A 19,359-nucleotide genomic window follows, 5' to 3' on the forward strand; every position below is an offset into this window, starting at 1 on the left:
GCGGCCTGGTTCCCGGGGGGAATGGCGAGGCTGACCCCGGAGTGAGGGTGACGCAGCGCTACCAGCGCAGCGGCCCCTCCGCCTCGCGCTCTAGCAGCTTGTCCCGGGCGATGAACAGGGCGGCGATGGCGCGCGCCTCGTGGAAGTCCTCCCGGGCGAGCAGGGCGGGCAGCTCGAACAGCGCATGGGTCTCGACGATCAGCGGCTCGGGCTCGTCGCCCGGCAGGCGCTTGGGGTAGAGGTCGGTGGCCAGCAGCACCTGCATGCGGTGGCGCATGTAGTTGGGCGCCAGCGACAGCTCCACCAGCGGCTCGATGCTGTGGGCCCCGAAGCCGCACTCCTCCATCAGCTCGCGGTTGGCCGCGGTGATGATGTCTTCGCCGGGGTCCACCAGCCCCTTGGGCAGGGTCAGCACATAGTCCTCGAAGCCGGCGGCGTACTCGCGGATCAGCAGCACATGCTCGGGGTCGGGCATCGCCACGATCATCACCGCACCGCTGTCGCTGCCGGTGAGGCGCTCGAAGGTGCGTTCGGCGCCGTTGGAGAAGCGCAGGTCGAGGGACTCGACGTGGAACAGGCGGCTCTTCGCCACCGAGCGGCGGTCGAGGATGGCGGGTTTCTGCGGCCAGTCGGGCGGGGTCATGGCGGCTCCGTGTCGGGGGTTCGTGGTGTCGGGAAGCGCCTGCTACCATAGCACCTCCCGCAAGCCACGACCCGGAACCCGCATGATCGACTGGCGCGCCATCGACACCGTCCTGCTGGACATGGACGGCACCCTGCTGGACCTGCACTTCGACAGCCACTTCTGGCTCGAGCACCTGCCGCGGCGCTACGTGGAGCTGCACCAGCTCGACGAGGCCACCCAGGAGGTGGTGCGCTCCAAGGTGCTGCGCGAGCAGGGCACCCTCAACTGGTACAGCCTCGACTACTGGAGCCGCGAGCTCGACGTCGACGTGGTCGCCCTCAAGCGCGAGATCCAGCACCTGATCGGCCTGCGCGGCGACGCCCTGGACTTCCTCAAATGGCTCAAGCAGGCCCATCCGCGGGTGGTGCTGGCCACCAACGCCGACCGCGCCAGCCTGGCGCTCAAGCTGCCGCTCACCGGCCTGGAGGAGTACCTGGACGCCATCGTCTCCTCCGCCGACCTCGGCGTGCCCAAGGAGGAGCAGGAATTCTGGTTCGCGCTGCAGGAGGTGGAGCCCTTCGACCCTGCCCGCACCCTGTTCATTGACGACAACCCCAGGGTGCTGGAGAGCGCCCGGGAGTTCGGTATCCGCCACCTGCTGGGCATCAAGCAGCCCGACAGCCGGCGCCCGGAGCGCGAGCTGGAGGAGTTCATCGCCCTGGACCGTTTCGCCACCATCCTGCCCGACAACCTGCCGCCCGCGGCGGGCGAGGGAGGACGCCATGGATAGCGTCAGGCTCGACAAGTGGCTGTGGGCGGCGCGCTTCTTCAAGACCCGTGGCCTCGCCAAGAAGGCCATCGAGGGCGGCAAGGTGCACTACGACGGCGCCCGGGCCAAGATCAGCAAGGCGGTGGAGGTGGGCGCCATCATCCGCGTGCCCCAGGGCTGGGACATCCTCGAGGTGGAGGTGCTGGCGCTCTCCGACCAGCGCCGCGGCGCCCCCGAGGCGCGCACCCTCTACCGCGAGACCGAGGAGAGCGTGGCGCGCCGCGAGCGCGAGGCGGAGGCGCGCCGGCTCACCAACCAGGCCATGCAGCACCCCCTCAAGCGCCCCGACAAGAAGCAGCGCCGCGACATCAAGCGCTTCCAGCGCAATCAGGGGGAGTAGGGCGCGCGGCTCCTGCGTGATTGGCGCCTTGTAGGAGGGAGGCTCTGCCTCGCGACTGGCGCCGCCAGGCGCCCCGGCCGTGTTGCCGATCTTGCGGGCGTCATCTGGGGAGGCCTTCGGCCTCCAGTCGCGATGCGTAGCATCCCTCCTACCAACCCCATGCAGGGCAAGCAGTTTGACTACCGCTGCTTCGCCAGCCAGCGATCCAGGGCGTTGGCGAACTCGCGGCGGTCGCCGTCGGAGTAGCCCTTGAGCCCGCCGGTATGCTTGCCGCTGGCGCGCATGGTCTCCATGCTGCCCTTGAATCAGCCGAATCTGCACCCCGGGTGCAGATGCGTCATCGCTTAGACGTTCTTCGCCAGCCAGCGGTCCAGGGCGTTGGCGAACTCGCGGCGGTCGCCGTCGGAGTAGCCCTTGGGCCCGCCGGTGTGCTCGCCGCTGGCGCGCATGGTCTCCATGAAGTCCCTCATCTGAACCCGTGCCCGGATGTTGCTCTCGTCCAGCGCCTCGCCGCGGGTGGTCATCACCCGGGCGCCGCGCTCGATGGCGGCCATGGCTAGCGGCAGGTCGGAGGTGATCACCAGGTCGCCGGGGGCCAGGCGCTCGACGATCTCGTCGTCGGCGGCGTCGAAGCCATGGCTCACCGCCAGCGCCTTGACCCACTTCGAGCGCGGCAACGGCACCGTGTGGTTGGCCACGAACCAGGTCGGAGTGGCGGTGCGTTCGGCGGCGCGCACGATGATCTCGCGGGCCACCTTGGGGCAGGCATCGGCATCGACCCACAGGCTGGGCATGGTCTCTCCTTGTCGGGGGCGGCCGCCGAAAAGGCTGGCCAGGGAAGATCGACGATGGTAGCATGCGCGCTCCTCGCATGTGCTGACCCCACCATCCATGGTCGACGCCACCGCCCCTCGGGCCGTGGGCGTTGCAACGCCAGGCAAGGCCCCAAGCAGGCCGCACTGCCAGCGTTTGAAGTGTGAAGATGGAGCGCCAACGAGATCTCGCCACCCGGGCGGGATCGGCGCAGACGGTCGCCACAGGGGTTCCGAGCGCCATCCTCGATGGCCGGACCCGATGCCAGGTGCGACCGGCGTCCCCGACTCCGATGTCCCGTGCTGCCGCCTTACCAGGCCGCGGCGCGCCTGATCGCTTTTGCCCGCGTCAGGGACGCCAATGAACTTACGCCGGTGACCCCGGCCTACCAAGGTGTGATTGATGACCTCTTCTTCCGTCGCCTCGCCGAGTTTCGGCGATCTTGCCCTGCTGCCCGCCGTTCTCTCCGCCGTGGAGACCCTGGGCTACCAGACCCCGTCCCCCATCCAGGCCGAGACCATCCCGGCACTGCTGGAAGGGCGTGACATGCTGGGCCAGGCCCAGACCGGTACCGGCAAGACCGCGGCCTTCGCCCTGCCGCTGCTTTCGCGTCTCGAGATCAGCCGCCGTGAGCCCCAGGTGCTGGTGCTGGCGCCGACCCGCGAGCTGGCCCAGCAGGTGGCCGTCTCCTTCAGCAAGTACGGCCAGAACCTTCAGGGCCTGGAAGTGGCCACCCTGTGCGGCGGCCAGGAGTATCGCGAGCAGCTCTCCGCGCTGCGTCGCGGCGCCCAGGTGGTGGTCGGCACCCCCGGCCGGGTCATCGACCACCTGGATCGCGGCAGCCTCAAGCTCGACGGCCTCTCCGCCCTGGTGCTCGACGAGGCCGACGAGATGCTGCGCATGGGCTTCATCGACGACGTCAAGCGTGTGGTCGCCGACACCCCCAAGGAGGCCCAGCGGGTGTTCTTCTCCGCCACCCTGCCGGCGGAGATCGAGCGCATCGTCAACCGTTACCTGGTCGATCCGGTGAAGGTGGCCATCGAGTCGCGCACCACCACCGGCGAGAACATCGAGCAGCGCCTGGTGCGCGTCGATGGCGGCGCCAAGCTGGAGGCGCTGTCGCGCATCCTCGAGGTGGAGCCGGTGGATGCCGCCATCGTCTTCGTGCGTACCCGCGCGGCCTGCACCACCCTGATGGAGCAGCTCTCCGCCCGGGGCATCAACGTGGCCAGCCTCTCCGGTGACCTCGACCAGAGCCTGCGCGAGCGCACCATCCAGCGCCTCAAGCGCGGCAAGGTCGACGTGCTGATCGCCACCGACGTGGCCGCCCGTGGCCTCGACGTGCCGCGCATCACCCACGTCTTCAACTACGACCTGCCCCAGGACTCCGAGGCCTATACCCATCGCATCGGGCGTACCGGCCGGGCCGGGCGTACCGGCATCTCGATCACCTTCGTGGGCTTCCGCGAGGGCCGCAAGGTGGGCTGGATCGAGCAGGCCACCGGTCAGAAGATGAGCGAGATGGCGGTGCCCGACGAGGCGGCCATCCGCGCCCATCGCGACGAAGCCTTCCACCAGAAGGTGATCGCCGCCCTGACCGCCGGTGCCGAGGAGCAGCAGGCGCTGGTCGAGCGCCTGATCGCCGAGGGCTACGACCCCGTCGAGCTGGCCTGTGCCTTCGCCCGCCTGGCGCGTGCCGACGAGGCGCCCATCGGCCGCCTGCAGGCGCCGCGCAAGGAGCGTGCCCCGCGTGACGGCAAGCCGGCTCGCCAGGGCGGCCCGTGCGACCGCGGTCCCAGCGAGGGGATGACCCGCTACCGCGTCTCTGTGGGCCACAAGGATGGCGTCAAGCCCGGCCAGCTGGTTGGCGCGCTGGCCAACGAGGGCGGCATCGAGGGCAACCGCATCGGTCGCATCGACATCCGCAACGCCTTCTCGGTGGTGGAGCTGCCCAGCGGCCTGCCCTCCAGCATCCTGGCCAAGATGGCCCGCGCCCGCGTGGCCGGCCGTCCGCTGGAGATCAGCGAGGACCGCGGCGCCCCCGAGCGCGCCCCGCGCCGTCGTCGTGACGACGGTGAGGCGCCGATTCGCCGCCAGTCCCGGGCGTAACGTCAGGCTCGCCGCCCGCCAGGGCGGCCTGCCCCCCCCACGACAGGTCGGAGCCTTGCTCCGGCCTGTCGTCGTTGGTGGCCTCGAAACCTTTACCTCACAGGGAGGATGCCCCATGTGGAAGCGACTGCCGTTCCGGCTGCGCGGCTACCTGATCACCATGACCGGCGTGCTGCTGCTCTCGCCGGATGCGCTGCTGGTCAAGGACACCACGGTGGACGTGGCCACCTTCATGTTCTGGCGTGGCCTGCTGCTGGGCGGGGTGCTGCTGCTGATCGCCGCGGCGCGCTACCGTGAGCGGCTGCCGGCGGCCATCCGCGCCTGCGGCCCGGCCGCGCTGTGGTGCCCGCTGGCCTTCGCCGCCAGCGCCTGGGCCTTCGTCGCCGCCAATCGCCTGACCTCCGCCGGCAACGTGCTGGTGATGCTCAACCTGGCGCCGCTGGCGGCGGGGCTGATCGGCATGCTGCTGTTCGGCCAGCGCCTGCGCCGCCAGACCTGGGTGGTGATCGCGGTGTGCATCGCCGGGGCCAGCCTGATGGCGGTCGGCGAGGTGGGGCAGGGCAGCCTGCTGGGACTGGCGGTGGCGCTGATCGTCCCGCTCTCCATCGCCATCAACACCACCGTGGCCAGCGCTCAGCGCGGCAGTGGCCGCCGCGGCCTGGACACCACGGTGATCCTGCCGCTGGGTTGCCTGGCGATGCTGCTGCCCGCCGCCGTGATGGGCGGCGCCCGCCTGCCCGAGGGTGACGACCTGCAGCGGCTGCTGCTGATGGGGGCCTTCCTGCCGCTCGCCTACTTCCTGATCCAGACCGGCGCCCGCTACCTGCCGGGCGCCGAGGTCAGCCTGGTGATGCTGCTGGAGACCCTGGTGGGCACCCTGCTGGTGTGGTGGTGGGTGGGCGAGGTGCCCACCGCGCTGGCCTTCGCCGGCGGGGGCATGATCGTCGTCGCCATGCTGGCGAGCTCGCTTCGCGACCTCTACCGCCAGCGCCGCAAGGCCGCCGAGGGCGCGCCGGATACCCGACGGCTGCGCGACGAAGCGGCGGAGGCGAGTCTCGAGCGCGGCGAGCCCGCCCCCTCGGTGGGCGAGCGCCACTGACCCGGCTGCGCCGGGAGCTTGAAGCGGGAGGATCGCCGCTTCGCGGCTGGAAGCTGGGAGCCCGGCTGTGCCGGGAGCTGTAAGCTTTAAGCCTTAAGCTGTAAGTGGGTGCCTTGATGTGACCCTGAAAAAGTAGACACCTTCTCAGGCAGCGGCTTCATAGGTCCGGGGGGAGACTCCGCCCAGGGCCCCATGGAGCCGCACGTCATCGTAATACTCTTCGATGTAGTACTGCGCCTCAGCGCGCAGCTCGTCGCGGCTTTGCCGCCCAAGACACTGCAGCCATTCCACTTTCAGCTGGGCGAAGAAGCTCTCGGCGCAGGCATTATCCCAGCAGTTGCCTCGCCGCGACATGCTCAAGGTTACGCCCCGCTTCGTCAGCCACCGCATCACGGCTTCACTACGGTACTGCGCCCCTTGGTCTGAGTGAAATAGCATACCGCCACCCGAGGGCTGTCGCGTGTCCCAGGCCGCTTCCAATGCTCGCTCGACGAGGTAGCTGTCGTTAACCGGCCCATCAGCCCACCCCACGATCCGGCGCGAATACAGGTCCATGACAATCGCCAGATACCACCAGCCCTCGTCACAGCGCACCTGCGTGATGTCTGACACCCAGACCTGGTTCGGCTTGCTGACCTCGAATTCCCGATTCAGTAGGTTGGGCAGGGCCGGCAATCCAGGCTTGGGGCGTCGATAGCCGGGCCGTAGCGCGCGTACTGAACGATAGCCGGCTCGCTGCAACAGACGCTGAACGCGGTTCTTGCCGCAGGCAAAGCCGGCGTTTACGGCGGCTTGCCACAGCTTGCGATAGCCGGGCACGCTCGACTGCCGCTTCGCCTCAGCGAGCAGGAAGCCGAGCAGATGCTCCCTCTCCGTCGCTCGCGGCGACGGGGAGCGGCTCAGCCAGCGATAGAAGCCCGCCCTGGATACTCCGAGCACTTCGCACATCAAGGCCACCGTCCAGTTCCTGGATCGGTATCGCCTGATGAATATAAATTTCACTTCGGGCTTTTGGCGAAGTACTCGGTGGCTTTTTTTAGGATTTCTACCTCCAGCTCTGCTCGCTCAAGGCGCTGTTTTAGCTTGCGATTTTCACGCTCCAGCTCGCCCAGGCTTTTGGTGGGCCCGTGATTGGGCACTCCTTCGGGTGAATGAGCATCAGGGGTCACGAGCTCACGCCTCCATCGACACAACACATTGGGGTGAAGCCCGAACTGCCCTGCCACGTTCGACAGGGTGTCCGGAGATTCCAATGAATACTGAACGACATGCCGTTTGAACTCTATCGAGAATTGGCGTCGAGTTTTCAAGCGCATAGCACCTTACCTTCGGTTGTCGGCAAGGTGTCTACAAAACCGGGGGCACATCACCTGCCCCTGTGGGAGCGACGGTCCGGCGCTCCGGCTTCAGTTCGCGAAGGTGGGGCGTTAGCGATGCTGCCAGGCGCTCCGGTCTCAGCGCTTGGCGTGGCTGGTCACGGTTTCGGCGAAACGCACCAGCAGCGAGCGTGCCTCGGGGGTGTCGGTGACGCGGCGCATCAGGGCATGGGCGTCCTGGCCCTGGTCGCGCAGCTTGTCGACCTGGCGCGCCAGGTAGGCGCGCATCACCTCGGGGGTGAACTCGGGGTGGAACTGCACGCTCCACTGGCGCGGGCCGTAGCGCAGCGCCTGGAAGGCATCGTGGGCGTTGCGGGCCAGCACTACGGCGCCGCTGGGCGCGGCCAGCACCGACTGGGCGTGGGTGAGCTGGGTGGGGAAGTGGCGGGGCAGGGCGCCCAGCAGCGGGTCCTCGCGGCCCGAGTCGGTGAGCGACACCTCGTGGGTGCCGGACTCGCGCCCCGCCGGATGGTAGCCGCTCTCCCCGCCGAAGGCCGATGCCATCAGCTGGTGGCCGTAGCACACGCCGAGCATTGCCAGGTTGCGCTCCCGGGCCGAGACCAGCCACGGCTTGAGCGCCTCGCTCCACGGCTCGGCGTCGCTGACCATGGCGTGGGAACCGGTGATGATGAGGCCGTCGATGCCGGCCAGGTCGGGCAGCGGCTCAAGGCGGGCGTCGAACACCTCGGCGGTGAAGCCGGCCTCCGCCAGGGCCCGCCTAAACAGCGCCTCGAAGTCACCGTGTTGCGCGATCACCTCGGGGAAGGCATCGCCGGTCTTGACGATCAGCAGGCGGGGCATGGCGGCTCCTGGCGTGGGGGATGGAGGCGCCCTATTCTACTTTCGTTGCAGCCGCTCGCCCAGCGCCGCCATGAAGCGCGCCCCCGCCTCGAGCTGCTCGTGCTCGATGTACTCGTCGGGTTGGTGGGCCTGACCGATGCTGCCCGGGCCGCAGATCACCGTGGGCAGCCCCTGGCGCTGGAACTGCCCCGCCTCGGTGGCGTAGGCCACCGCGCCGGCGGGGCGCTCGCCGAGCAGGTCTTGGCATAGCGCCAGCACCTCGGCGTTGTTGTCATCGGCCAGCGCCGGGACCGTCTGGTTGAGCGGCTCGGTGACGATGCTCGCCTCCGGCGCACGGCGGCGCATCTCCGCCTCCAGCGCCTCGGCACGGGCGTCGACCCGGCCGGTCAGGTCCTCGAAGCGGTCCGACGGCAGGTGGCGGATCTCCCACTCGAAGGTGCACTCCCGGGCCATGATGTTGATCGCCGTGCCGCCCTGGATCCTGCCCACGTGCAGGCTGGAGTGCACCACGTTGAAGGCCTCGTCCACGCGCCCCTCGGCGCGCAGCTCCGCCATCACCTCCTCGATATAGGTGACCAGCCGCGCCGCCACATGGATCGCCGAGACCCCCTGGTTGACCTGGCTGGAGTGGCTGGCGCGACCGGTGACGGTGGTGCGCAGGTTGGTGGCGCCCTTGTGGGCCACCACCGGGTGCATCAGGGTCGGCTCGCCGACGATCACCGCCGCCGGCCGCGGGTGCTCGGCCATCAGCCGCTCGATCATGCGCGGCGCGCCGATGCAGCCCACCTCCTCGTCGTAGGAGAGCGCCAGCCAGATCGGCGTCTCGAGCTCGAGCGTCACCCAGCGCGGCAGCTCCGCCAGGGCGCAGGCGATGAAGCCCTTCATGTCGCAGGTGCCGCGGCCGTAGAGGCGGCCATCGCCCTTGTCGGTGAGGGTGAAGGGGTCGCTGGACCAGGGCTGCCCTTCCACCGGCACCACGTCGGTATGCCCGGAGAGCACCACGCCGCCGGCCACGTCGGGGCCGATGCGCGCCAGCAGGTTGGCCTTGCGGCCGTCGTCACTCTCCACCCGCCAGTGGGGCACGTCGTGCTTGTCGAGCAGTGCCTCGACGAAGGCGATCAGCTCCAGGTTGGAATCTCGCGAGACGGTGGGGAAGCCCACCAGGCGGTCGAGCATCTCGGCGGCGGTCATGGCGCACTCCAGGATCGAAAGGGAAGACGACGGCAGGGGGCAGACTACCACGCCCGCGGGATGGGCCGAAGGCGGTGACGAGGCGGCTACACGATAGCGCCAGGCTATGGGGGCCATCGGCGCTCTGGCTTGGCGAAGGCCGTTAACACGCTTATGGTGTTGGCCTGCTTTCACCCAGTGAAATTCCCTTTCCAGAGGAGGCGCCTCATGCCGAATCCTTCGCTTCTCACCCCGCTCAGGCTCGGCAGCCTGACCCTGCCCAACCGCGTGATCATGGCGCCCCTGACCCGGGCACGCACCCCGGACAGCGTGCCCGGCACGCTGCAGCAGGCCTACTACGGCCAGCGCGCCGGCGCCGGCCTGATCATCAGCGAGGCCACCAACATCTCGCCCACCGCCCGCGGCTACGTCTACACCCCGGGCATCTGGACCGATGCGCAGGAGGCCGGCTGGCGCGACGTGGTCGAGGCCGTGCATGCCAAGGGCGGGCGCATCGCCCTGCAGCTGTGGCACGTCGGCCGCGTCTCCCACGAGATGGTGCAGCCCGATGGCCAGCAGCCCGTGGCCCCCAGCGCCCTGAAGGGCGAGGGCGCCCAGTGCTTCGTCGAGTTCGAGGACGGCAGCGCCGGCCAGCACCCCACCAGCACGCCACGGGCGCTTGAGACCGACGAGATCCCCGGCATCGTTGAGGACTACCGCCAGGCCGCGCAGCGCGCCAAGCGTGCCGGCTTCGACATGGTCGAGGTCCACGCCGCCAACGCCTACCTGCTCAACCAGTTCCTCGCCACCGGCACCAACCGGCGCACCGACCAGTACGGCGGCTCCATCGAGAACCGTGCGCGCTTCCCGCTGGAGGTGGTCGACGCCGTGGCCGAGGTGTTCGGGCCCGAGCGGGTCGGCATCCGCCTGACCCCCTTCATCGAGCTGTTCGGCCTCACCGACGAGGAGCCCGAGGCGATGGCCCTCTACCTGGCCGACGAGCTCAACCGCCGCGGCCTGGCCTACCTCCACTTCAACGAGCCCAACTGGGCCGGTGGTGACATCACCTTCCCCGAGGGCTTCCGCGAGCAGATGCGCGAGCGCTTCAAGGGCGGGCTGATCTACTGCGGCAACTACGATGCGAAAAGCGCCCAGGCTCGCCTCGACGAGGACAGCGCCGACGCCATCGCCTTCGGCCGCCCCTTCATCGCCAACCCCGACCTGCCCGAGCGCTTCCGGGTGGGCGCCGCGCTCAACGAGCCGGACCACGCCACCTTCTACGGCGGCGCCGCGACGGGCTACACCGACTACCCCTTCCTCGATAATGGCCACGACCGCCTCGGCTGAGGCGATGCCAGCCAGCCGCTGAACGCCACAAGCCCGGCCATCGAGCCGGGCTTGTGGCGTGATGGGGCGTCGCCATCGCCGATTGGCGGCGCTGGTGGGCGCGGCGTAGCATTCATCAAACACATCGCCAAGGGCCGCTATCCGGGGCTGTCGGCGCTAGACCCAAGCAGGAACAGGCCGGGGAGTTGGGGAGCAGGACATGAACACCAATAGCCAGACACCCATCGTCATCTATCAGGAGGCCGATCAGCAGGTCGAGGTGCGGCTGGACGTGGAGCAAGACACCGTCTGGCTGACGCAGCGGCAGATGTCGGAGCTATTCGGCAAGGATGTCCGCACCGTTAATGAGCACCTGCTGAACGTCTATTCCGAAGATGAGCTGGAGCGTGATTCAACTATCCGGAAATTCCGGATAGTTCGGCAGGAGGGCGCACGGAAGGTCACACGGAGCATTGAACACTACAATTTGGATGTGATCATTTCGGTGGGGTATCGGGTCAAGTCTCCCCAAGGCACTCGCTTCCGCCAGTGGGCCACCCGGGTGTTGCGCGAGCATCTTACCCAAGGCTGGACCCTGAACCGCCAGCGCTTCGAGGAAAACGCCCGCGAGCTGGAAGCCGCCATGGCCCTGGTGCGCAAGACCGCCGGCAGCCCGGCGCTGGATGCCGCCAGCGGACGGGGCTTCGTCGATATCGTCACCCGCTATGCCCAGACCTTCCTGCTGCTGCAGCGCTACGACGAGGGCCTACTCACCGAACCCCGCGCCGAGGCCGGCGGCCGGCTGCCGACCCTGGAAGAGGCTCGCGCGGCGCTAGCGTCGCTCAAGGCCGAGCTGATCGCCAAGGGCGAGGCCACAGACCTGTTCGCCCGGGAGCGCGGCGACGGCCTCGAGGCGCTGCTCGGCAATCTCGACCAGACGATCTTCGGCGAGCCGGCCTATCCCTCGGTGGAGGCCAAGGCCGCGCACCTGCTCTACTTCGTGGTCAAGAACCACCCCTTCGCCGATGGCAACAAGCGCAGCGCGGCCTATCTGTTTGTCGACTTCCTCTACCGCAACGAACGCCTGCTCGATGCCCACGGCGCGGTGGTGGTCAACGACGTGGGCCTCGCCGCCCTGACGCTGCTGATCGCCGAGTCCGACCCGGCCAACAAGGAGACGATGGTCCGGCTGATCATGAACATGCTCGCCATCCCTGAAGCTCGAGTTTCCGGAGAGTCTGTATGACCGAGTATTTCCTGCTCGATGTCTTCACCGACCGGGCCTTTGCCGGCAATCCGCTGGCGGTTTTCCCCTACGCCGAGGGCCTCGCCTCTGGCACGATGCAGGCCATCGCCAACGAGCTGAACCTCTCCGAGACGGTATTCGTCGGCGAGGCAACCGAACAGCATCGCTACCCCATCCGCATCTTCACGCCCACACAGGAACTCCCCTTCGCGGGCCATCCGACGGTAGGTACCGCCCACCTGCTGGTGGCGCTGGACATGGCCGAGCGAGAGTGTCCGCTGGTTCTCGAGGCTGGCGTCGGCCCTATCGTCGTTGAGTTCGACAACCAACTGGCTCGCTTTACCACGGCCGCGTCGTTCAGCCGCCTGCCGAGCTCCTTGAATCGGACCGCTGCGGCCGAGCTGCTGGGCCTGGGGGCACACCAAGTCCTGAGCGAGCCGGTGCTCGCCTCCTGCGGGCTGCCCTATCATCTGGTCGAGCTCGCGTCGGTAGAGGCCCTCGAGCGGGCACGGCCATCGCCAGGCCCCTGGGCGGACTGGGTCTCACCCAGTGGCCAGGATCAGATCTATCTCTACGTGCTTGGCAACCAGGGTGGGGCAACACGGGGTGTGAGAACCCGGATGTTTTCCACCCCGGGTGGCGTGCGCGAAGATCCTGCTACCGGCAGTGCGGCAGCGGCCCTGGCAGGGCATCTGGCACAGAACAGCGGAGTCGGTCGATGGCGTTGGCAGATCGAGCAGGGGGTCGAGATGGGGCGCCCAAGCCGCATCCTTGCCGAGGCCGAGCGCACCGAACACGATCTTTCGGTTCGCATCGCGGGAGAGGCCGTGATCGTGGGAAGCGGGACGCTGCACCTGCCAAGTGGGCTGTCGGTTTCCCGGGAGGCCCTATGAATCCCTTCTCCATCCTGCTGATCCGCCTGCTGGGGCTCTACCTCTTCCTGAAGACGCTGTTCTCGGTGGTGCCGGCGCTGGCGCTGCTGGGGCCCAATGCCGCCGAGCCCGGCATCGGGAAGTTGCTGCTGATCTATGCGGCGACCGTTGGCGTGCCGATGCTCGGCGGGGTGCTGCTGTGGGGCTTCGCCGGGCGGCTGGCGGAGAGGCTGCATGGCGGGGTCGAGGCCGACGACGGCGCGCGCATCACGGACGAGGACCTGGTGCGGGCTGGCACCTTCCTGATCGGCGTGTACCTGGTGGTGCGTCACGTCGGCATGCTGCTGGCGGCCTACACGGGCGCCGGCGCCATCGCCTACGACGCCCTCTTCGTGGTGGTGGCGGGCCTCGGCATGATGCTCGGCGGCGGTGGCATCACGGCGCTCTACCGCAGAATCAAGTATCTGGGGCTGGACCGGTAGGCGCCTACCGTCCCTCTTCGCCGAAGGTATGCACCTCGCGGAACCAGTCGTCGATCTCCTTCTGGCTCATCCCCTCCACGCCGCCGATCAGCGTCTCGCGTATCGGTGAAAAGCCGACGAAGCCGAGGACGTTGCGCTCCAGCGACTTGAGGCTGTGGGCGCGGTAGAGGTGGCGGTAGATGGCCGCCGGCATGCCCATGGTCACGATGACCCGTGCCGAGCGACCGGTCAGCCCCTTCTTGCCCAGGGGGTTGTCCTCCTCGTACTCGAAGGCGAAGCCCGGGCGCAGCACCTGTTCCAGGAAACCCTTGACCATGGCCGGCATGTCGCCAAGCCACAGGGGGAAGATGAGCACCAGGTGCTGGCACCAGCCGATGGCCTCCTGGGCCTCGGCCAGGCTGTCGGGGAGGGGCGAATGCTCCCACTCCTTCTGGCTGCGAATCAGGGGGAACTCGAGGCTGGCCAGGTCGATCTGGCGGATCTCGTGGCCCTTCTGCTCCGCGCCGGCGCGGTAGTGGTCGGCCAGGGCGTGGCAGAGGTGGGTTTCGCTGCGGTCGGGGTGACCCTGCAGGATCAAGATTCGCTGGTGCATGACGACGACCTCTCAGTGAGGTAGGGGGCTTCACCCTCAGCGTAGTCGTCCGGCCGGTGATCACCTTGACCGATATCAAGCCATGGGCAGTGCGGGCACTGCGGCCGTGTCCGCTGGTTGCCGGATGAATCAGATGCCGGTGATCAGGAAGTCGACGGCGGCCATGATCCGATCGCGATAGTCACCAAGGTCATGAACGGGTGCACCGAGTCGCTTCCTTTCGATGCCGGCAAGCTCCTGCGTCATGGCGATGTAACGCTCTTCGTCGATCTCGATGACGGGATTCAAGTAGGTCATGCGCACGCTCTCGGCTTGCGCGACAGGACAGAGAGGCACGACCACGGTGGTGCGGAGCTCTTCGAGCAGGTCGCACTGGATATCAAGCAGGTAGGGGTAGCGATGCCGCGAGGCTGGATTCCGGTTTTCGTAGGCGTTGAATTGGGCCATCAGAACTGCCGCTCGTCATCACCGAAGGTGCCGTTCTCTTCGACGAACTGGTTGTAGGCCCGAATGGCATCGCTGTTTTCCCGTTGCCATTTGTCGCGTTGCTCTGCACGTACCTTTTCCGTCAGCGCGCTCTCGAAGGTGGCTGAGAGGTTGATCCCCAGGTGCCTTGCGAGTTGGAGCAGGTCGCTGTTGATGCTGACGTTGGTGGCCTTCTTGGGTGCCGTGACATCGAAGAGTGGCGACATGGTGCGATCTCTCGTCGAGATAGGCGATGCGTATAGCGTATGCGCATCATGGTTGGGTGGCAAGGCATGCTCTGCGTGGCGGACTGCCCGGGCATTCACTCCCGCTCATCCCGCGTCGCGCGCAGCAGCACCCGGTCCATGCCGCGGGTACTCAGTACCCGCCTGAAGGCGGCGAAGAGGTGGGTCGGCAGGGTCACCGCGTAGCGAGGCCTGGGACGCGGGTGCTCCAGGGCGTGGATCAGCTTGGCCACCACCGCCTCGGGACCCAGGGTGAAGGCACCCTTGCCGTCCTGGCTGGCCAGGCGTGCCTCCACCTTGCGATAGGTCTCGGCATGGGCGCTGTGCCGGGTATCGATGTTGGCGCGAAAGGCGCGGTGGGCGTTCTCGCGAAAGCGGCTGGCGATGGGGCCGGGCTGGATCAGACTGACCTGGATACCGCTGCCGATGAGCTCCTGGCGCAGGGTGTCGCTGAGCCCCTCGAGGGCGAACTTGGAGCAGACATAGGCGCCGCGGTAGGGCAGGGCGGCGAAGCCCAGCACCGAGCTGTTGTGCACGATGCGCCCATGCCCCTGGGCGCGCATCATCGGGAGCACACGAACGGTGAGCTCGTGGGTGCCGAGCAGGTTGGTCTCGAGCTGCTCTCTCAGCACCTCGCGGGAGAGGTCCTCCACCGCGCCGGGCTGGCCGTAGGCGCCGTTGTTGAACAGCGCCGTCAGTCGGCCGTCGGTGCGCTTCGCCACCTCGGCGACCGCCGCCTCGATGGAGGCGCTGCTGGCGAGGTCCAGGGGCAACGCCTCGAAACCCTCCTCGCACAGCCGGGCGACATCCTCGTCCCTGCGCGCCGTGGCGAAGACCCGCCAGCCCCGCTCGGCCATGGCATGGGCCGCGGCATGGCCGATGCCGCTGGAGCAGCCGGTGATCAGCAGGCTGCGCGTGGTCTGTGGCGGGGCGGCTGGCATATGGAGCTCCTTTCTCTGCCCAGGGGGCCGGGGTGAGGGCTTCGACCTTATGGCCCGGGCGCCCGTTGCGCAACGATGGGCCAGGGCAGTACCCGTCGCGAGGGGCGGGGTGCTAGGCTGCCGGTGGCGAGGAGGGGAGGCGAACCATGAGCGAGCATGCCGGGCGCCGTTGGCGGTGGGGGGTGATAGCGGGGGCCGTGGTCTCGGGGCTGGTGCTGGCGGTCTGGCTGACGCTCTGGTGGCTCACGCCCGCACCGGTGACGGGGCGGCTGATCGAGTATCACCATGAGACCCCGATCGCCGGCGCCACCCTGACCCTGAGCCGCCACGGCTGGGGGCTGATCGGCCCGGAGCGCCAGCTGGTCTGGGACAAGCGCTACGCAACCACTACCACCACCGATGTCGAGGGGCGCTTTCGGCTGCCTTTGCCCGGCCCGGAGTGGTTGCTCGGTAGCGGCGGCGGCCGGCTGGTGGCCCAGGCGCAGGGCTTCCAGCGCCTCGATGCCGGCTATGTGGCCCCCGGCGCGGACGTGACCCTGCAGACGGTGGCAGAGCGGGAGGAGCGCCTGCCCGGCGGGACCGCCTACCTGGGGTGGGACGAATCGGGCGAACCCTTCGGCTGGTCCTTCATCGACCACGCCCCGGTGCGTGACCCGGCCCGGGCCGACCTCTTTCCCGTCGACCTGGAGCGCGAGCCGTTGCGGGTCACCCTGGCCGCCGCCGAGGGGGGCGGGCTCCACTTCGTCTCGGCCGAGGCGCAGGGGATCGCCCGCCCGTCCTACGACTACCTGCTGCGCTATCGGGATGCCTCGCCCGAGCCGCCGGCGAACGCACGGCTGACGCTGGACGACACCCCCGGCACGCTGTTCCTGCGCACCGCCCGGGATCGCCACGCCAAGCTCGCCTGGGCGCCCGGCGAGGCATTGGCGATGTCCGGCAGCGTGCCGGGGCTCGATGCCAGCAGCGAGCGGCTGCTGTCGCTGCGCTTCGTCTATCGCCCCGGCCCGGGAAGCGAGCTGCCGTTCCAGCCGCCGCTGGTCCGCGTGGACCCGCTGCGCGCCTCGGTGCTGGCGCAGCTTCCCAGCCAGGGCGAGCCTTACCGGGGACCACGACGCTATCGGCTGCTGGTCACGGATGCCGAGGACCGGGAGCTGGAGCGACAGCGCTTCGCCCTTGCGCCGGGCGAGCCGCTGGACCTGGCGAGCTGCGCCGGGGAGGCGCCGCTGGCGTGGCGCTTCGAGGATGTGAGGCTGGACCATGACGACGAGGGGTTGCCACGCCTGCAGATGACGATCCAGGGCCGGACCTTCGTCCACCACTCGGCCCCTCGGCTGGTCGGCACCGACCGGGATACCGTCTTCGCGGTGATGGCCTTCGATGCGGCCTATCGGCGCCATGATCTCGAGGTCAGGATCCGGGAGGTGAACGAGGCGTCAGCCGCGCTCGGCTGCGCCCCATGACTCGACCCGGTTCCGGCCCAGCGCCTTGGCCCGGTAGAGCGCCTCGTCCACCCGCTGGGCCAGCGACCGGGAGTCCTCGCCGGGCACCATCTGTGCCACGCCGAAGCTGGCGGTAACGCCGCCAGGCCCCTCGAAGCGGTGATCGGCGATCGCCCGACGCAGCTTCTCGGCCACCTTGCCGGCCGCCGCCAGGCCGGTCTCCGGCAGCAGCACCATGAACTCCTCGCCGCCCCAACGGCCGTGGAGGTCGGTATCGCGCAGGCATTCACCCACCAGGCCGGCGACCGTCTTGAGCACGTCATCGCCGGCGTTGTGGCCGAAGCGGTCGTTGATGCGCTTGAAATGGTCGAGGTCATACATGATCAGCGACAGCGGCGAGGCGTAGCGGCTGGCGCGGGCCATCTCCCTCTCCAGCAGCCGGCCGAACTCCTGGCGGTTGAGGATGCCGGTGAGGCCGTCGGTGATGGCCATGGTGGTGACGCGCTCCTCGGCCCGCTTGCGCTGGGTGATGTCCAGCAGGATGCCGGTCCAGAGGATGCAGCCGTCGGCCTCCCGCTGGGGTGTGGAGCGGCATTCGATCCAGCGGATCGAGCCGTCGCCATGGCGGAAGCGGAACTCCACATGGACGTTTTCCATGGTGGCGGCGCTGTGCTGGGTCTGGGCTTCGACGAGGCCGGCATCCTCGGGAAGGATGCGCGACATCAGCGGCACCACCTCCGGGCCGGACAGCGCGCCGAGCGACAGGCCGCCTTGTGTGGCGAGGCCCTCGCTGAGGTAGGGGAAGCTGCGCGAGCCGTCCGGTGCCATGCGGTACTGGTAGAGGACCCCCGGCACCTGGGAGGCGATGCCCCGCAGCAGTGCCTCGCTGCGGCGCAGCCGCTCCTCGGTCGCCTTGCGTGCGGTGATGTCGCGCACGATGCAGAAGATCAGCTTGAGCCCCTCGTAGGTGGCGCCGTTGTTGCTGAGCTCCACGTCGACGAGGCGGCCATCCTTGCGGCGCTGCTGGGTCTCGAAGTGGGCCCCGGTATCGTCGACGCGTGCCAGCATCGTCTCGATCTCGGGCCGGCTGAAGCGGGTGTCGAGGTCCCAGACGTACATCGACTCCAGCTCCTCGCGCGTATAGCCGAGCATCTCGGCATAGCGCTGGTTGACCCGGTAGAGACTGCCATCGTGCTTCAGTACCACCATGCCGTCCCAGGACGCCTCGAAGAGGGCGTTCCAGAGGATGGCTTCGTTGTGGCTGGATGGTGACATGGGCGGAATCCCGGCGGCCGGAATTGGAGGCCTGCTTCCTATAGTAACTCACGGGTCGCTGCCAGCACGCGCCCATCCACGCCGCGCTGGACCTTGTCCTCGATCTCGGCGAGCAGCGCCTCCACCTTGGGGCCGCTGGTCGCCACCGCCACGAAGGTCCACTCGCTCGCCTCCAGGCGGTCGAGCTCGCCACTCTCGCACACCGCCACCGCGGGGTGGCGCCCGAAGCGCTCATGCAGGCCGCCCATGCGCTGGCGTTTCTCCTTGAGGGAGCGGCAGCCGGGCAGCGAGATCGAAAGGGTGAGGATGCCGATATGCATGCTGACTCCCTGGCGCGAAGAGGAGGGCGCCGGCGGCCTTCGGGGCCGCGTGCCGGTCGTTTCATGGTGTGACCTGGGGCGTATCGCTGGCAAGCGCGCGACGCTTGCGGTAAATATCTGACATTAAGTAGGGTGTAGCCCCATTCTCACGAGGTCCTGTCGATGTCCCTGTCGGAATTGCAACTTGCCCCGAAGTCGGGTGGCTCACGCGCCCTGGCCACCATCCTGGCCCATTCCATCCTGTCGGGCCGTTGGGGCAGCGGGGACCTCTTTCCCCGCGAGCTCGACCTGTGCGAGCACTTCGGGGTCAGTCGCAACCGCGTCCGCAACGCCCTGGCCGAGCTGACCAGCAATGGCCTGATCGAGCGCACCGCCGGGCGCGGCACCGTGGTGCGTCCGCTCGAGGAGTGGAACCTGCTAGACCCCCAGATGAGCGAGTGGATGGCGGGCCTCGAGGCGCCACACCCCCAGCTGGTCAGGGAGGTGTTCGCCTTCCGCCTCTCCGCGGAGCCCTTCATCGGCGAGCTGGCGGCGCTGTCGGCCACCGACCAGGACCTGGCCAACATCGAGCGCGCCTTCGAGGGCATGTGCGACAGCGCCGCCGACCCGGCGCGCCGCGAGGAGCACGCCGAGCATGACGTGGCCTTCCACGACGCCATCTACCGCGCCAGCCACAACCTGGTATGGCGCCAGATGGGTCGGCTGCTACGCCCCGCCATCATCGCGCTGATCCAGCGCTCCCATCACCAGGCGGACTCCCTGGCGGACAGCCTGGAGCGCCACCGCCAGCTGCTCGACGCCATTCGCCTGCGCCAGCCGGAGGCCGCCCGGGAGGCCACCGAGCGGGTTCTCGAGCGCACCGCCGCCGACCTGGGGCTGGACCCCGACGGTCGCAAGGTGAGGCGCCCGGCCGCGCTGTCGCCCTGACGGCAGCCGGCGCCAGCCCCCTTCGGCGGGAAGGGCGCCCCGGCCTGGTCTACGCTGTCTGCTGCCA

At 68.7% G+C, this 19,359-nt stretch carries 22 protein-coding genes; 10 read left to right on the forward strand and 12 right to left on the reverse strand.

Annotated features, from left to right (window positions below):
* Positions 1-58: 58 nt before the first annotated feature.
* Positions 59-643, reverse strand: a complete 585-nt coding sequence (gene nudE / locus BLP95_RS01885; protein WP_089676576.1) for an ADP compounds hydrolase NudE — start codon at positions 641-643, stop codon at positions 59-61.
* A gap of 82 nt (positions 644-725) precedes the next feature.
* Between nudE and yrfG the strand changes: the two genes are divergently transcribed.
* Positions 726-1,415, forward strand: a complete 690-nt coding sequence (gene yrfG, locus BLP95_RS01890; RefSeq protein ID WP_089676578.1) for a GMP/IMP nucleotidase — start codon at positions 726-728, stop codon at positions 1,413-1,415.
* Positions 1,408-1,794 carry a ribosome-associated heat shock protein Hsp15 gene (gene hslR, locus BLP95_RS01895; protein WP_089676580.1) on the forward strand — a complete coding sequence of 129 codons (387 nt, stop codon included), beginning with the start codon at positions 1,408-1,410 and terminating at the stop codon, positions 1,792-1,794. The genes yrfG and hslR overlap by 8 nt, the downstream gene beginning before the upstream one ends.
* A gap of 179 nt (positions 1,795-1,973) precedes the next feature.
* Here the strand turns inward: hslR and BLP95_RS01900 are convergent, their stop codons facing one another.
* Together BLP95_RS01900 and BLP95_RS01905 are read right to left on the reverse strand one after the other, a co-directional pair.
* Positions 1,974-2,087, reverse strand: a complete 114-nt coding sequence (locus BLP95_RS01900; RefSeq protein WP_425402532.1) for a DUF188 domain-containing protein — start codon at positions 2,085-2,087, stop codon at positions 1,974-1,976.
* Positions 2,088-2,138: 51 nt separating this feature from the next.
* Positions 2,139-2,588, reverse strand: coding sequence for a YaiI/YqxD family protein (locus tag BLP95_RS01905; protein WP_089676583.1), 450 nt, complete (start codon positions 2,586-2,588; stop codon positions 2,139-2,141).
* Between the two features lie 421 nt (positions 2,589-3,009).
* Between BLP95_RS01905 and BLP95_RS01910 the strand changes: the two genes are divergently transcribed.
* Positions 3,010-4,716: a DEAD/DEAH box helicase gene (locus BLP95_RS01910; protein WP_089676585.1), complete on the forward strand. Its 1,707-nt coding sequence runs from the start codon at positions 3,010-3,012 to the stop codon at positions 4,714-4,716.
* 115 nt (positions 4,717-4,831) lie between these two features.
* Positions 4,832-5,815, forward strand: a complete 984-nt coding sequence (locus BLP95_RS01915) for a DMT family transporter (protein WP_089676587.1) — start codon at positions 4,832-4,834, stop codon at positions 5,813-5,815.
* 144 nt (positions 5,816-5,959) lie between these two features.
* On the opposite strand, the gene BLP95_RS01920 is transcribed toward BLP95_RS01915, so the two are convergent.
* The 3 genes from BLP95_RS01920 to argE all read right to left on the reverse strand — a co-directional run bounded on the left by BLP95_RS01920 (position 5,960) and on the right by argE (position 9,183).
* Positions 5,960-7,131 (reverse strand): IS3 family transposase gene (locus tag BLP95_RS01920; RefSeq protein WP_089676589.1). Its coding sequence is split into 2 segments (ribosomal slippage): positions 5,960-6,840 and positions 6,840-7,131, totalling 1,173 coding nucleotides; the frame shifts between segments, so codons are not numbered across the junction.
* A gap of 138 nt (positions 7,132-7,269) precedes the next feature.
* Positions 7,270-7,992 (reverse strand): glutamine amidotransferase, encoded by a 723-nt coding sequence (locus BLP95_RS01925; protein WP_089676591.1) that lies wholly within the window; start codon positions 7,990-7,992, stop codon positions 7,270-7,272.
* Between the two features lie 36 nt (positions 7,993-8,028).
* The gene (argE, locus tag BLP95_RS01930; protein ID WP_089676593.1) at positions 8,029-9,183 is read right to left on the reverse strand and encodes an acetylornithine deacetylase; all 1,155 of its coding nucleotides are present in this window, start codon (positions 9,181-9,183) and stop codon (positions 8,029-8,031) included.
* A 207-nt stretch (positions 9,184-9,390) separates the two neighbouring features.
* Between argE and BLP95_RS01935 the strand changes: the two genes are divergently transcribed.
* The 4 genes from BLP95_RS01935 to BLP95_RS01950 all read left to right on the forward strand — a co-directional run bounded on the left by BLP95_RS01935 (position 9,391) and on the right by BLP95_RS01950 (position 13,088).
* Positions 9,391-10,509, forward strand: coding sequence for an alkene reductase (locus BLP95_RS01935; RefSeq protein ID WP_089676595.1), 1,119 nt, complete (start codon positions 9,391-9,393; stop codon positions 10,507-10,509).
* Positions 10,510-10,708: 199 nt separating this feature from the next.
* Positions 10,709-11,734 (forward strand): virulence RhuM family protein/type II toxin-antitoxin system death-on-curing family toxin, encoded by a 1,026-nt coding sequence (locus BLP95_RS01940; protein WP_089676596.1) that lies wholly within the window; start codon positions 10,709-10,711, stop codon positions 11,732-11,734.
* Entirely contained in the window at positions 11,731-12,627 is an 897-nt protein-coding gene (locus BLP95_RS01945) for a PhzF family phenazine biosynthesis protein (RefSeq protein WP_089676599.1), read from the forward strand. The genes BLP95_RS01940 and BLP95_RS01945 overlap by 4 nt, the downstream gene beginning before the upstream one ends.
* Positions 12,624-13,088, forward strand: a complete 465-nt coding sequence (locus BLP95_RS01950) for a hypothetical protein (RefSeq protein ID WP_089676601.1) — start codon at positions 12,624-12,626, stop codon at positions 13,086-13,088. The genes BLP95_RS01945 and BLP95_RS01950 overlap by 4 nt, the downstream gene beginning before the upstream one ends.
* 4 nt (positions 13,089-13,092) lie before the next feature.
* On the opposite strand, the gene BLP95_RS01955 is transcribed toward BLP95_RS01950, so the two are convergent.
* The 4 genes from BLP95_RS01955 to BLP95_RS01970 all read right to left on the reverse strand — a co-directional run bounded on the left by BLP95_RS01955 (position 13,093) and on the right by BLP95_RS01970 (position 15,331).
* Positions 13,093-13,680: an NAD(P)H-dependent oxidoreductase gene (locus BLP95_RS01955; protein WP_089676603.1), complete on the reverse strand. Its 588-nt coding sequence runs from the start codon at positions 13,678-13,680 to the stop codon at positions 13,093-13,095.
* Between the two features lie 129 nt (positions 13,681-13,809).
* Positions 13,810-14,127, reverse strand: a complete 318-nt coding sequence (locus BLP95_RS01960; RefSeq protein ID WP_089676605.1) for a CcdB family protein — start codon at positions 14,125-14,127, stop codon at positions 13,810-13,812.
* Entirely contained in the window at positions 14,127-14,372 is a 246-nt protein-coding gene (locus tag BLP95_RS01965; protein WP_089676607.1) for a type II toxin-antitoxin system CcdA family antitoxin, read from the reverse strand. Before BLP95_RS01965 ends, BLP95_RS01960 begins: the two co-directional genes overlap by 1 nt.
* 95 nt (positions 14,373-14,467) lie before the next feature.
* A complete protein-coding gene (locus BLP95_RS01970) occupies positions 14,468-15,331 on the reverse strand; it encodes an SDR family oxidoreductase (RefSeq protein ID WP_089676609.1) in 864 nt (287 codons plus the stop codon).
* Positions 15,332-15,477: 146 nt separating this feature from the next.
* Between BLP95_RS01970 and BLP95_RS01975 the strand changes: the two genes are divergently transcribed.
* Entirely contained in the window at positions 15,478-16,791 is a 1,314-nt protein-coding gene (locus tag BLP95_RS01975; RefSeq protein WP_089676611.1) for a transthyretin-like family protein, read from the forward strand.
* On the opposite strand, the gene BLP95_RS01980 is transcribed toward BLP95_RS01975, so the two are convergent.
* Together BLP95_RS01980 and BLP95_RS01985 are read right to left on the reverse strand one after the other, a co-directional pair.
* Positions 16,765-18,045 carry a sensor domain-containing diguanylate cyclase gene (locus BLP95_RS01980; RefSeq protein WP_089676613.1) on the reverse strand — a complete coding sequence of 427 codons (1,281 nt, stop codon included), beginning with the start codon at positions 18,043-18,045 and terminating at the stop codon, positions 16,765-16,767. The genes BLP95_RS01975 and BLP95_RS01980 overlap by 27 nt on opposite strands.
* Positions 18,046-18,083: 38 nt before the next feature.
* Entirely contained in the window at positions 18,084-18,365 is a 282-nt protein-coding gene (locus BLP95_RS01985) for a DUF503 domain-containing protein (protein ID WP_089676615.1), read from the reverse strand.
* Between the two features lie 162 nt (positions 18,366-18,527).
* Between BLP95_RS01985 and BLP95_RS01990 the strand changes: the two genes are divergently transcribed.
* Positions 18,528-19,292: a FadR/GntR family transcriptional regulator gene (locus BLP95_RS01990; RefSeq protein WP_089676617.1), complete on the forward strand. Its 765-nt coding sequence runs from the start codon at positions 18,528-18,530 to the stop codon at positions 19,290-19,292.
* Positions 19,293-19,359 lie beyond the last annotated feature (67 nt).

Source organism: Halomonas shengliensis (assembly GCF_900104135.1).
Taxonomy (GTDB): domain Bacteria; phylum Pseudomonadota; class Gammaproteobacteria; order Pseudomonadales; family Halomonadaceae; genus Halomonas; species Halomonas shengliensis.